At 36.6% G+C, this 12,655-nt stretch carries 13 protein-coding genes; 3 read left to right on the forward strand and 10 right to left on the reverse strand.

The features are described from left to right. The first annotated feature begins 143 nt into the window (after positions 1-143). Entirely contained in the window at positions 144-920 is a 777-nt protein-coding gene (locus PGH07_RS04335) for an outer membrane protein (protein ID WP_289412816.1), read from the forward strand. A 64-nt stretch (positions 921-984) separates the two neighbouring features. On the opposite strand, the gene PGH07_RS04340 is transcribed toward PGH07_RS04335, so the two are convergent. The 3 genes from PGH07_RS04340 to PGH07_RS04350 all read right to left on the reverse strand — a co-directional run bounded on the left by PGH07_RS04340 (position 985) and on the right by PGH07_RS04350 (position 4,394). Next, complete coding sequence (locus tag PGH07_RS04340) at positions 985-2,334, reverse strand: GNAT family N-acetyltransferase (protein WP_289412818.1); 1,350 nt, start codon at positions 2,332-2,334, stop codon at positions 985-987. A gap of 2 nt (positions 2,335-2,336) precedes the next feature. Beyond that, the gene (locus PGH07_RS04345) at positions 2,337-3,326 is read right to left on the reverse strand and encodes an ATP-grasp domain-containing protein (RefSeq protein ID WP_289412820.1); all 990 of its coding nucleotides are present in this window, start codon (positions 3,324-3,326) and stop codon (positions 2,337-2,339) included. A 96-nt stretch (positions 3,327-3,422) separates the two neighbouring features. After that, positions 3,423-4,394: an ATP-grasp domain-containing protein gene (locus tag PGH07_RS04350; RefSeq protein ID WP_289412821.1), complete on the reverse strand. Its 972-nt coding sequence runs from the start codon at positions 4,392-4,394 to the stop codon at positions 3,423-3,425. 299 nt (positions 4,395-4,693) lie between these two features. Here PGH07_RS04350 and PGH07_RS04355 point away from each other — a divergent pair, with 299 nt between their 5' ends. Further along, positions 4,694-5,401: an outer membrane protein gene (locus PGH07_RS04355; protein ID WP_289412822.1), complete on the forward strand. Its 708-nt coding sequence runs from the start codon at positions 4,694-4,696 to the stop codon at positions 5,399-5,401. Between the two features lie 71 nt (positions 5,402-5,472). On the opposite strand, the gene PGH07_RS04360 is transcribed toward PGH07_RS04355, so the two are convergent. The 6 genes from PGH07_RS04360 to PGH07_RS04385 are packed head-to-tail and all read right to left on the reverse strand — an operon-like array spanning position 5,473 to position 11,118. Further along, positions 5,473-6,363 (reverse strand): TauD/TfdA family dioxygenase, encoded by an 891-nt coding sequence (locus PGH07_RS04360; protein ID WP_289412824.1) that lies wholly within the window; start codon positions 6,361-6,363, stop codon positions 5,473-5,475. Between the two features lie 22 nt (positions 6,364-6,385). Continuing rightward, positions 6,386-7,582 (reverse strand): cytochrome P450, encoded by a 1,197-nt coding sequence (locus PGH07_RS04365; protein WP_289412825.1) that lies wholly within the window; start codon positions 7,580-7,582, stop codon positions 6,386-6,388. After that, entirely contained in the window at positions 7,579-8,043 is a 465-nt protein-coding gene (locus tag PGH07_RS04370; protein ID WP_289412826.1) for a hypothetical protein, read from the reverse strand. Before PGH07_RS04370 ends, PGH07_RS04365 begins: the two co-directional genes overlap by 4 nt. Positions 8,044-8,072: 29 nt before the next feature. Next, positions 8,073-9,068, reverse strand: coding sequence for an ATP-grasp domain-containing protein (locus tag PGH07_RS04375; RefSeq protein WP_289412827.1), 996 nt, complete (start codon positions 9,066-9,068; stop codon positions 8,073-8,075). 29 nt (positions 9,069-9,097) lie between these two features. Further along, positions 9,098-10,135, reverse strand: coding sequence for a glutamate-cysteine ligase family protein (locus PGH07_RS04380; RefSeq protein WP_289412829.1), 1,038 nt, complete (start codon positions 10,133-10,135; stop codon positions 9,098-9,100). Positions 10,136-10,137: 2 nt separating this feature from the next. Continuing rightward, the gene (locus PGH07_RS04385; RefSeq protein ID WP_289412832.1) at positions 10,138-11,118 is read right to left on the reverse strand and encodes an ATP-grasp domain-containing protein; all 981 of its coding nucleotides are present in this window, start codon (positions 11,116-11,118) and stop codon (positions 10,138-10,140) included. 224 nt (positions 11,119-11,342) lie between these two features. On the opposite strand from PGH07_RS04385, the gene PGH07_RS04390 reads away from it, so the two are divergent. Next, positions 11,343-11,555 (forward strand): hypothetical protein, encoded by a 213-nt coding sequence (locus PGH07_RS04390; protein WP_289412833.1) that lies wholly within the window; start codon positions 11,343-11,345, stop codon positions 11,553-11,555. A 49-nt stretch (positions 11,556-11,604) separates the two neighbouring features. On the opposite strand, the gene PGH07_RS04395 is transcribed toward PGH07_RS04390, so the two are convergent. Next, positions 11,605-12,609, reverse strand: a complete 1,005-nt coding sequence (locus tag PGH07_RS04395; protein ID WP_289412835.1) for an alanine racemase — start codon at positions 12,607-12,609, stop codon at positions 11,605-11,607. Positions 12,610-12,655: the final 46 nt, after the last annotated feature.

The raw sequence follows: 12,655 nt of genomic DNA on the forward strand, positions 1-12,655 counted from the left end.
TTCTCAAGCATAAAGCTTGAGAGCCACATTCCTTCTTTTTTTAATTCAATATAATTTTATATGAACATAAGAAAAATTTATTTCCAATTAAGTTTGATAGTCATATAATGGAGTGTAACAAATTCAAGAAAAAGGGAGTTACAATGAAAAATTTAACATGTTCAATAGCAGCGGCGATAGCATTGAGTTCTTTTGCGGTAGCAGGAGGGAATATCGAACCGGTAGCAGCACCGATGGAAGAAGTAGCACCGGCTCCGGATGACAGCGGCTTCTATATCGGTGGGGCGATACACTGGGGTTCAGTAGATGCCGATTACACTGGTGATGGTTACTGGGATTATTATGATGGATATTATGGTGGACCTAATTATTGGGATGGCGGTTACTGGGATGAATCAGGTGACTGGGGTGAAGATGGCATGGGATGGATGCTACAAGCCGGTTACCAATTCAATAAATACTTTGCGGTGGAAGGAAGATACTGGAAATCTAGCGGTGATCTAGACTGGGATAACAGCGGTAGCGGATACGATAGCAATGAGGGTCCTTATAGCTGGAATGAAAGTGGCAGTTATGACGGGAACTATAAAGCATATGGTATCTACCTCAAAGCAATGTATCCTATCTATGACAAAGTCACAATCTATGGATTAGCAGGATGGGCTAAAGTGGATTGGGATGATGGCTGGATCGATGAGAATGGTATCAGTGGAGGTATAGGTCTGTCTTATGCCTTTACAGATAACATCTCTGTCTTTGTTGACTATGTGATCTTACACCAAGGTAGTAGGGACGGCTATGATTACTATCAGTCTCACTATGACGATGGTAATTATTATGAAGATTACTACAGTAGTTCATACTATCAAAATGATTATACTGTTGATACAATCAACCTCGGTATTACCTACAAATTCTAATACATTATATTACCGAGCCTCTAAAGGCTCGGTAAGTACCTTCAATTCATAAACATCCGCTTTCTTAGATTTCCAACATACTTCTCACTTGCTCAGGGGTTGCAACCTCTCTTTGAAGTTCTTTAGCTATGCGTACGGTTCTTTCTACCAGCTCTACATTTGTCGCCAATTTTGTACGGTGATAATCATAGTAGATCGAATCTTCCAGCCCTACCCTTACATGTCCGCCTGCAGCCATGGCAGTAGTATTCATAGGCAGTTGAAAACCTCCCAAACCTGCAGCAGCCCAGACAGAGTCATCCGGTAAAGCATTGATCATATAAGATAGATCTCCTATCGTTGCGGGTGCCGTATTGATATTGCCCAAAAGCAGATTAAAATACTTTTTCCCTTCAATGATCTTATGGCGCTCCAGATATTTTGCAGCATTGATCATCCCCATATCAAAGACTTCCAGTTCAGGTTTGATCCCCTTTTCTTTCATGATCATTGCCAACCCTTGAACCATATCAAGAGAATTGATACTAGGCCCTGTAATAAAATTCAAAGACCCCAGTGTTAAACTTGCCATATCAGGTTTAGCTTTACCCGTAAGATACAGTACTTCTGAGCGCTGCTCAATTCCCTTGAAGTTTCTTCCGGAAGTTGTAGCACAACAGATAAGTCCAGGCCTTTCTTTGCGAATAGCTGTGATCATTTCTTCATAATAACGTGCATGATAGGCCGGTTTACCCTCAGCATCCCTCGCATGCAGATGTACGATCCTCGCTCCGGCATCATAGACCTTTATAGCATCTTCAACGATCTCATCGACGCTGACAGGAACATACCGTGTTGTTCTTTTTGTGGGTATCATACCGGTCAAGCAGACATTGATGATCAAAGGAGGGAAAGGAGAAAGAGGGAAAGGATCATTATCCTCAATATATTGTATTTTTCTTTCTTCTTCATATGCCTTTTGTAACATGTAGGCATTAAGGTCCATCTGAAGTGTTATCCACGAATCTTTATCATCAGAACCAAATGAGGCCAGCTTCTTTAATTTACCGACCTCTTTATAACCATAATGCTTTTTATACCACAGGATGATATCGGGACGATCTGCATTGGTCGTAACGGTTTTCATCCCTTTTTGATGCATCGCTTCCAAACGTTTATCCTGTAATGCCTTCCCCACACCGGAACCTTGAAACTCGGGATAGACAGCCAGCAGTGTTGTCTTACCATTGGTCTCATCAAGAATCTTATATCCTGAGACGCCGACTATATCACCTTCCATTTTCGCGACAAAAAAAGTATCAAAATCTATCATTTCCATCTCAACAGACGGGACATGATGCATATTCCACGGTTTTAGTACCGCAAGTATCTGTTCAAAATCATTAGGATGAGCATTTTCTATAGTAAAATTCATTTTTATCTCCTCACGATCATTGAAATAATGGCATTTTTGATCTTGTCTATCTGTTTGGTCCAGATATCATTACCCTCTTTTACATTGTTGATCAGTACATTCATGTTTGGATTGACTTCAAATAGAATCAGGTTAAAATCTTCATCAATATTACAATCAATGCCAAAATAGTCAAGCTCTAACTTTCTATAGATCTCATCAATGATAGCTTGTATCTTCGGTTTGATTTCATTGGTGAAGGATTTAAGGAGATTTGCCTCTTGGCGCTGATAGCTTTTATGTTTGTTCATAAATTCTCTGCTCTTGCTATGGATCATCCAACTGTCACTGAAGATTACATGCCGTATGAAGACCTCACCATCGATTACAACCAACCGGTATTTCGTATATATTTTGTTCTGTGAATAATCAATAAATTGAGTTAGGTAGTAATCTCTGCCATCCAACGGAAAGTCATAAAATTTTTCATTTTCATCATCGATTTTAACTGTACTTATACCACCATGATCACCAGCTTGTCTGAAAATCACTGGATATACAAATCCCTCTTTTTCGATCGTTTCATAGATATCAGAAGCAGATTGAGGCTGGATTTTAACTGTTTTTGCTACATTTACCCCCTCGATCCCTGATAACAATTTATAAATGTTATCACGAGTTGTTCTCATCACTTTTGAAGGAGGATTGAAAAATGGGATCTGCCCGCTAATTGACTGGTAAAAATCTTGAGCTTTCTTGAGGGTTATCCTATGGGTATCTGCATCTGATATCTCATTGAAGACCGCATGAATTTTTTGGCGAGGAAGTTCCTGCTCAAGAGTAGTATCCAAAATGATCTTCCTTCTTGAAAAATCATCGTTTTTAAGAAAATCCGCCAAGTTTGTTCCACCGGTACTGCCCCAATTAATAGTACCGTTTTCTTGAACATTGGTTACATGTACTTTTCTATTATCAGGTATTCCACTGATAAATAAAACATCTTTTTTATACATTGATCTCCCCCATTTTCTTTACTTTTGTACTTTGTACTCTTTACAGACAAATTCATGCTCTATTCTATTCCCATTAGTATCACGCTTTTTATACCTCTATGCTGCCAACATTTTTATCAGGGCCTGACGTGCCGCATCTATATGAGGTTTAAAAATACTATCTTTACTAATCGTAAAAACATTCATATTGGCATTGACTTCAAAAACTAAAATATTCATTTCATTATCAATATTACAATCCATCCCAAAATAATCTAATCCCAAACGATTATACATCTCCGTAATGATCGGTTGAATATTTGGTTTGATCTCCTCATTAAAGCGCTTAGCGACTAAGTTTTTATACTCTTCTCCCCGTTTTTTCTCGATCTGGCTCCCCGCATGCACCATCCATTCTTGACCAAAAATAGCATGTCGTATAAATACCTCTCCGTTAATGATGATCAAACGGTATTTCGCATATACCCCGTCACTGTTTAGATAGTTGACAAACTGTGTCAAATAGTAGTCTCGACCATCCAATGCAAACGCATTGAACTGTTCTGTTTCACCGTCAACTCTTATTGTACTGATACCCCCATGGTCACCTGCCTGTCTGAAAATAACCGGATATTCAAATCTCTCATCTTTAATGATTTGATGTATATCGGATGGTGATCTTGGCTGGATCTTTATAGTTTTTGGCACATTAAGTCGAGGAATATCTTTTAAGGTTTGATATATGTTATCACGCGTAGTTTTCATGATATTGGCAGGAGGATTATAAAACGGCATATGAGCAGAAACAGATCTATAGAACTCCTGAAGCTTTTCCAATACAATCTTATGACTATCTGCATCAGAGACTTGGTTAAAGACCGCATTTATTTTTATTCTTGGTAGTATCTGCCCTTGTTTAGTATCAAAAATAATGGTAGTTCGGTCAAAAACATCATTTTGCAGAAAATCACTTAAGTTCGAACTCCCACTGCCTCCCCACTCAAAGTTCCCGTTTTGATTGAACTTGTCAACACGAATACATGCATCATCCGGTATACCATTAATGAATAAAATATTTTTCTTTGCCATTCACTCCCTCTCCCTTTTAAACCTTATTTATCTAAAAAAACAATAATTGAAATGAATTAACGATTTGGACACATTATACACACAAAAAGATGAAAGGTACAAACCTACTTTTCTTTGTCATAAGAGAGATAGCTCATGAATTATGAATATTGTCAATTTGAGTCAATACTATCCTATATTTTTAGAATTTCTTATAATTTTTAATAATATTACATGTAATTAAAGGATAATTTTTATTTCCAATTAAGTTTTATCCTCCTATAATGAAGTGTAACAAATTCAAGAGAAAGGGAGTTACAATGAAAAATTTAACATGTTCAATAGTAACGGCGTTAGCATTGAGTTCTTTTGCAGTTGCAGGAGGGAATATCGAACCGGTGGCAGCACCGATGGAAGAAATGGCACCGGCTCCGGATGACAGCGGTTTTTATATCGGTGGGGCATACAGCTTTATAAGTGCCGATGGGAAGGATTACTGGACTGACGGTTATCGTGAGGAGTTTACAACATTTGACGATATAGATATGAGTGGATACATGCTGCTTGCAGGTTACCAGTTCAACAAATATATCTCCGTAGAAGGTAGATACTGGGGATCTAGTTCTGAGGTAGGTAGCATAACTGGTTCTTATGATGTATATTATGATAGTGTCTATAGCTATACTAATGACTTTTGGTGGGCTGCAGATGGTGAATTCAGTGCATGGGGTATCTATCTGAAACCAATGTACCCGGTTGGTGAAGACTTCACAGTCTACGCATTATTGGGATACGGTAATGCACAGATCGATGATAATAGCTGGTCTCCTGATTGGCAGTTATTAGATGAAAATGGATTCCAGTGGGGTCTTGGTGCTTCCTATGCTTACGACGAACACTTATCGTTCTTTGCTGACTATGTACAGTTAGCTAATGATGCAAAACAATCATATGATGGTGGTTGGTATTTAGAAGAATGGAAAATTTCTGTTTATACCATCAATGTCGGTATAACCTACAAATTCTAAACATAGTCTACTAAGCTTTTTAAGCTTAGTAGATATAATCCTTTTCATTCATGGAACTTTAACGACTTAGATTACTCTATATCAATGTCCAAGTACCCAAAACGACTGAAGAGTCTTCTTTCTGTCCATTCTATAGTTTCCTCTTTGCCATGCAAGTAACGATAATTATCAAATATCAAAAGATCACCCTTTTGCCACCGATAATGTTGCTTATGTTGATCATGTGCATCTATCAACTCGTTCACTACTTCTATTGAAAAGGCTTCACCATTTTCCCAGTAAACCCGGTTGGTCTCTTTTCTATACACTGTTTTATCATGATATGAAGGGTGGTCCAGTTCTGGTAAATGACCTAAAATCGCATTTGAAAATGCAGTCGTGCCATCATTAAAGTTTATGATAGCTGAAGTCGTATAAAAAAGATGTAGCCAATCATTTTTCAACTCATATCTTACGTTCTCTATCCTATCAAGTCTTTTGCATAACTCTTCTTTTGTGTTCACACCATATTGCGCTTCCCAGCGTTGTGGTTCCCATAAGAACTCATACGTCACCTGTTCATTTTTAAAACGTTCCTGAAGTGATTTAGAGAGAGTATTGAACATTGCGACACCTTCTACTAAAAAAGTTTCACCGCCTTCAACTTCTGGAGGAGTCTCACAAAAGAAAAACCCTATATTAGGTGTCTTGATCCCTGGAACATAATCTACTTCAACATGACCTAAAATAGTAATATTATCCGTTGGTGTTAATGTCGTAAATCCGTCACCACTTTCCAGCCTAAACTTTTCACGACTTGTTACTCTAAAAAAATCCTGACAAAAATACTTAGTAAAATATTCAAATGTCAATTGATCAAGATTAAGACCTCGCAATAATACTGTCCCAGTTTCATCTAAGGCCTCTTTACTTTGTAAATAAATATACTGCATATTATGTAGATTGGACTGTAAAGTTTTCATTCTAACACCATTAATAAGTTCTTCAAAGAGTCACACAAAGCGATTCTAGCCCTCGGAAGAATGTACTACTTCTCCATTGGGGGATGTTTGATTTTAATTTCATGTGAGGAAAGCGCGCTATGATTTTTTCAAATGCTATTCTTGCTTCAACACGTGCAAGATGCTGGCCTATACAACTATGAACTCCTATACCAAAAGCTATATGCGGATTAACTTCACGTTGAATATCAAAACTATGAGGATCTGTAAAGATAGTTTCATCACGATTTGCTGAAGCAATGGCAACAGTAAGCTGTTCACCTGGTTTCACGATATTGCCGTTGATATCAATTGTTTTTGTTGCAATACGAAAGCTGGAACGCTGCGCAGGACTTTCAAAACGTAAAACTTCTTCAATAGCCTGTGGAATCATACCAGGGTTTTCTACTAAAAGTTGCCACTGTTCAGGATGAGATAACAGTAGCCATAAACCATTACCTATGAGAGCGATGGTAGTCTCATGTCCCGCGATAAGTAAGAAACTCACCATACCTAACAACTCATCATTGTTTAAATGACCTTCTTTTTGGGCCTGAATCAAAGAGTATAACACCGTTTGATTTTCTGTTTCTTCTTCATTTTTTATCAACACACGAAGGTAATCTAATAAAAGAAGCAGTGCTTGTTGCTGTTTTTGTATTATTTCTTCATTTACAGTAAATGTATCAAACCCATTACCAATGGCTATCGTCCATTTACGGATTCTTGGCATATCACTAAGGGGTATTCCCAAAATACTGGCAATGACATCAAAAGGAATTTTTTCTGCAAAATCAGTTATAAGATTTATATCCTTATTCTTTATCATACTTTCTATATGGTTTTCTACAACGTTGTAAATATGGGTTTCCAGATTTGTAATATATTGTGTTGAGAAAAACTGGTTTACCAGCCTTCGTAAACGCGCATGCTCTTTCCCATCATGATTTAGCATGTGCATATAAAAAGGAATTGTATCACCTTTAAAGCGGTAATTGAGATCATTTGAAATTGAAGTTGACTGTTTCAAAATAGCTACACAATCTTCATATCGGCTAAAAACCCATATGCCATCATTTGATGACCGCATATCAGGTCTTGGTAGAACCCATAAAGGTTTTTTTGACGCTCTTAACTTGGTATAAAAAGGGTGTGGATTTTTAATGAATTCAGGATCATTAAAATCAAATTCCTGTTTCATGACAAGATACCTTTTTGTTGAAGTTCAATAAAACCTTCTTGATCATCTCTTATAGAAAAATTCACAATCGTAAAAATAGTCTTCCCAAATTTACGTATAGTTTGAAGTTCCATTTTTATTTTGATATGTTCTGTATTTGTCACAGAACAGATACTTTTGGTATAACTTTCCAGCATCCAGACCTCTCTTTTCTTTTCAGTAAGATCTGCCCAAATATGCATATAGATAATTGCCAATTGCGAGGCCATTTCTTCAGCCAGATATATAGATAAATGAAATTTTTCTTTACTTAATTCCGGAGGGTAAAGAGAAACCATAGAAACATCCATATAAGCATTTTTACCATCAATGATCACTTCATTAATCTTCCAAGATTCGAAAAGTCTACCTTCTCGTATATAATCTGATGAAATATCTACTACCTCGTCTGGACTCAATTTTATGATTTGTGACTTATTCATACTAATGCCTTTTTACTATTAATACCTGTTTACTGCCGCTCAATATTGTTCTTAATTACTCTAGAATTTATCATCTCGATCATTGCTTTACGGATTTTCTCAACTTGATCACTAAAGATATCCCCTTCAGGTTGACGAAATATCCCCATACTTGCATTTACTTCAAATACCAAAATATTCATATCATTATCAATAAAACAGTCGATACCAAAATAATCAAGTTCCAAACGATTATAAATTTGAGAAATGATAGGTTGAATAGCAGGTTTTATTTTACTTGCAAACTCTTTTTTAAATTTTTTTTGCAGAGCTTCTGGATGTTCAATTTGATTATGATGGTGAACCATCCATTCCGCGCTTATTTTGATATGTCGTAGATACACTTTGCCATCCACTACCATAAGCCTGTATTTTCGGTAAAGACCATCTTCTTTATACTCTACAAATTGCGTAAGATAATACTCCCTTCCATCCAAATGAAATGAATAGAACTGCTCTGTTTCATTATCCACTCTAATCGTACTTATTCCCCCATGATCACCAGCCTGTCTGAAAATAACCGGATATTGAAAACCTTCTTCTTTGATCACATCATGAATCTCTTGTGAAGATTTTGGTTGTATTTTGATAGTTTTTGGAACATGAAGTTTTTCAATCCCTTGAAGCAGTTTATATATCTGATCTCTACTTGTTCTCATTACACGAGAAGGAATATTAAAGAATGGTATATCTGATGAGATAGCTTGATAAAACTGGTCAGCTTTATGCAGTGTGATCTTATGAGTATCGGGGTCAGAAATCTCATTAAATACTCCATGAATCATCTGGTAACGAGGAAGTTCTTGATCCATCCTGGTATCCAAATCAATTTTTAAGCGGTTAAATTGCTCATTTTCAAGGTATGCCCTGACATTTGCACTACCCTTACTCATCCAGTTTACATTACCTATTTTGTCAATTTTCGATATTTTAACTTTCCTGTCATCTGCTATACCATTGATAAATAAAACATTCATCGGAGACATCATTTTTCCCTTTTCTATTCGATTGATTCCTAACTATAGTGATATCTATTTGAAATACTTTGCAAGATATCGCCGGTTTCTAAAAAGCTTTGTTTCATTTTTAGAGCATATGAGTCATTAGTATATAACATTCTTTGAAGCTCTTCAAAGACTTGTCCATCAGCTATCACACTTTTTACAGCTTCCAAGACTCCTATGGCCTCCGTTTTGATAGTCTGATTTTCAAAGCCTTCCAAAGCAGAAAGCTTAAGCATTTCAGGATCTTGTGTTAAAGCTCTTTTGTGCAGTGTTTTATCCAAAACCAATCCTTTTACCAGCAAAATAAGAGCTTTCATCAGATTCGCATCTCCACAAGCATCATATCCTCTAAATTCAATCACATAACTCCCTTTTCTATTTTGCAACTGAGCGGCTTTTCTTGCCTTATTTGCTTTTTTAAAGGTTCGGTAGGATAATCCTTCAAAGAGTTTCCCTTCATAAAAAGGTGATGAAAAACTAAAGGGAATAATAAAAGGAGTGTAATAGTTCAGCTTATGTACCAAATCTGTCATCTGCTCATGGGTATAGCCTTGTATCGACACATTTACATGAAGGCCATGCCATAATAATGCATTGATAGCTATATTTAACGCTTCCGGTGTACGTAAATCAAGTTCTGTCTGATTTAAAGGTTTATGAAGTGTGACATTATTTTTAAAGGGGTGTAAACTTGTAAGTAAAGGGGAAAAACCAAAATCCTTTGTTATCTTCATCAGTGCAAGATAGGAATTTGTAAACTCGCTAAGTAAATCATCAAGGTTTTCATAGGGCAGTGTTCTAATCTCAAGACCTTTAGGAATAGTTTCAACAAGTTGTCCATCACTGTCATAGCGTTCAAACCCTTCTACATAACACCGCTTTGGTCTTCTCTCCAATGATTTACATTCAAAAAATTCATCATCATTTTCAAAATATGGGAAAGCATCTACAATCTGTTGAAATATAGGAAACTGAGCTGTTTCAAAGTCCAAATAGATTCCATTGCTGTCTTTAAAGACAAATTCATGTTCGATACCTATTTGCACCATAATCATTTGCCTTTATTTTTCAACATCTTGATTAAAGCTGAACGAATCATTTCGATATGTTTTGAAAAAAGAGTATTTTTACTTTTAGTAAAAACATTCATATTGGCATTGATCTCAAAAATTAAAAGATTCATGTTACTGTCAATATTGCAGTCAATACCAAAATAATCAAGTTTAAGACGATTATATATTTCCGTAATAATCGGCTGAAGCTTAGGCTTTATCTCTTTTGCAAAGCGATCAACAATATCTTTTTTATACTGCTGACTCTCTTTTTCATCTAACTGATTTCTTGCATGCACCATCCATTCTTTACTAAAGATTGCATGCCTGATAAATACTTCACCATCTACAACAACCAAACGATATTTGGCATAGATCCCATCATCATTCGCATAGTCTACAAACTGTGTAAGATAATGATCTCTTCCATCTAAAGCAAATGGGTAGAATTGTTCTGTTTCATCATCGATCCTGATCGTACTGATCCCTCCATGATCACCTGCCTGTCTGAAAATAACAGGAAATTCAAAATTTTCATTTTTTATCACATCATAAATATCAGCAGGTGACCGTGGTTGAAGCTTAACTGTTTTAGGTACATGAAGTTTATCTATCCCTTGTAGCAATCTATAGATATTGTCACGGGTTGTTTTCATCACTAAAGAAGGAGGATTAAAAAAAGCTACATGCTTGGCAACAGCTTTATAGAAGTCATCTGCTCTTTGAAGTGAGATTTTATGAGTATCCGGGTCTGATATCTGGTTAAATACCCCATGGATCATCTGTCGTGGAAGTTCCTGACCACCTCTAGTATCAAAAATAACCATAGAACGATCGAAGAAATCATTCTTCAAAAAATCGCTTAGGTTTGCACTACCGCTTCCACCCCATTTGATATTCCCATTTTTATGGATCTGATTAACCTTAAGACTATTATCATCTGGAACACCATTGAGAAATAAAATATTTTTTTTTGCCATTTACTCCCCCTCCTTTTACTACATAGCTCTTTTCAAAATAATCATAAAAAAGTTATTTTTTGAAAGAATTTTTTATTATGTACCTTTGATACATTATCACACAAAAAGATGAAAATTATCCTTACAAAAAGTATAAAGCATCTAAAAATAGAATAACTAACTTAATGAATTTACAAAGTTATTTTAAGTACTATAAATAAACGTTGAATGAAAAGGAGAAGACAATGATATTGAAAAAAGTAGAGGACGGAGTCGTAGTTTCAGCAGTAGAGATCATCTCTTTTGATGTACAAACAGAAGATCGGAAAGCAACAATCAAGGTAGTGTTGAATGATGCACAAAACAGTGAAGAAACCTACTATCAGTCTCCCGGGGACAAACATGTTTTTCAAATTGTTGATGAGAATAATGATATTTTGAGAATCATCCACCAGTAAACAGTAAAATTTGTTATAAAAGTAGTAAGCAATAGGCAAAACTACTCTATCACACCACTTCCCTTGGTATATCAGAAGAGAGTGCAGTCATGATCTCATAAGATATTGTTTCAAAATGTTTCGCTGCTTTTTGTGCATCATCCATAATGCATAGTGACTCTTTTTCACTCTCAAAGCTTATCAGGTCCATTGATACCCGTCCCAGTACTTCCAATCCTTCACTTGTCTGATAAGGTGCTTTGTCAGTTGCTCTCAACCATCCGTCACCATACCCGATGTTATATGTAGAGACCACCATATCCTTTGGAGCAGTATAGTTACCGCCATACCCTACTCTCTGCCCGGCTTTTAGAACTTTAGTAGCAACCTTTTTAGCATAGAGTGTCAGTACCGGTCTTAGATCTGTCTTATCAAAGCTTTCATGAAGTTCATCATAGCCATATGCAGCGATGCCTGCACGTACCATATCTTCATCGAAACTTCTCGTACGCAGGATCGCTGATGAGTTATGCGAATGAAACCGTACATTGTCAAACCCGCGTTCATTGACTCTCTGCTTTACAAGTGCAAAGTACTTTCGTTGCCAAAAATAGTCTGAACCCAGTTCATCTGCAGACTTGAAATGGGTCATTACACCTACCAGGTTCAAACCCTTTTCAGTAATCATATCCAGCGCTTCATCCAGTTCGCTGATTGCAACACCGTTACGGTGCATACCGGTATCTACTTTGAGTTCTACACGACACCCTTTTTCCATACCGGATAACTGCTCGATGCTATTGATCGCAAAACTGCATACCTCATCTACCCTGCTTTCACCTGCAAGTACAAGTACACTCTCAAAGAACTCTTTGACCTCATCAGCTTCAGTGAGATCACGTACAACCGCATGTTTGATACCATACTCACTAGCCAGCTTGGCTATCAGTTTGAGGCCATGTCCATAGGCATTGTCTTTTAATACAATGGCTATTTTTTCTTTAGAGCCGGTTTTTAGCGCTATTTGGTTAAGATTATGATAAAAGTTTTGTCTATTGATCGTTATATATGCCATGATGGAATTATACCCCAAATAGACAAAAATCACCCCTGCATAAAGG

Origin of the sequence: Sulfurovum zhangzhouensis (assembly GCF_030347965.1) — a bacterium.
GTDB lineage: Bacteria > Campylobacterota > Campylobacteria > Campylobacterales > Sulfurovaceae > Sulfurovum > Sulfurovum zhangzhouensis.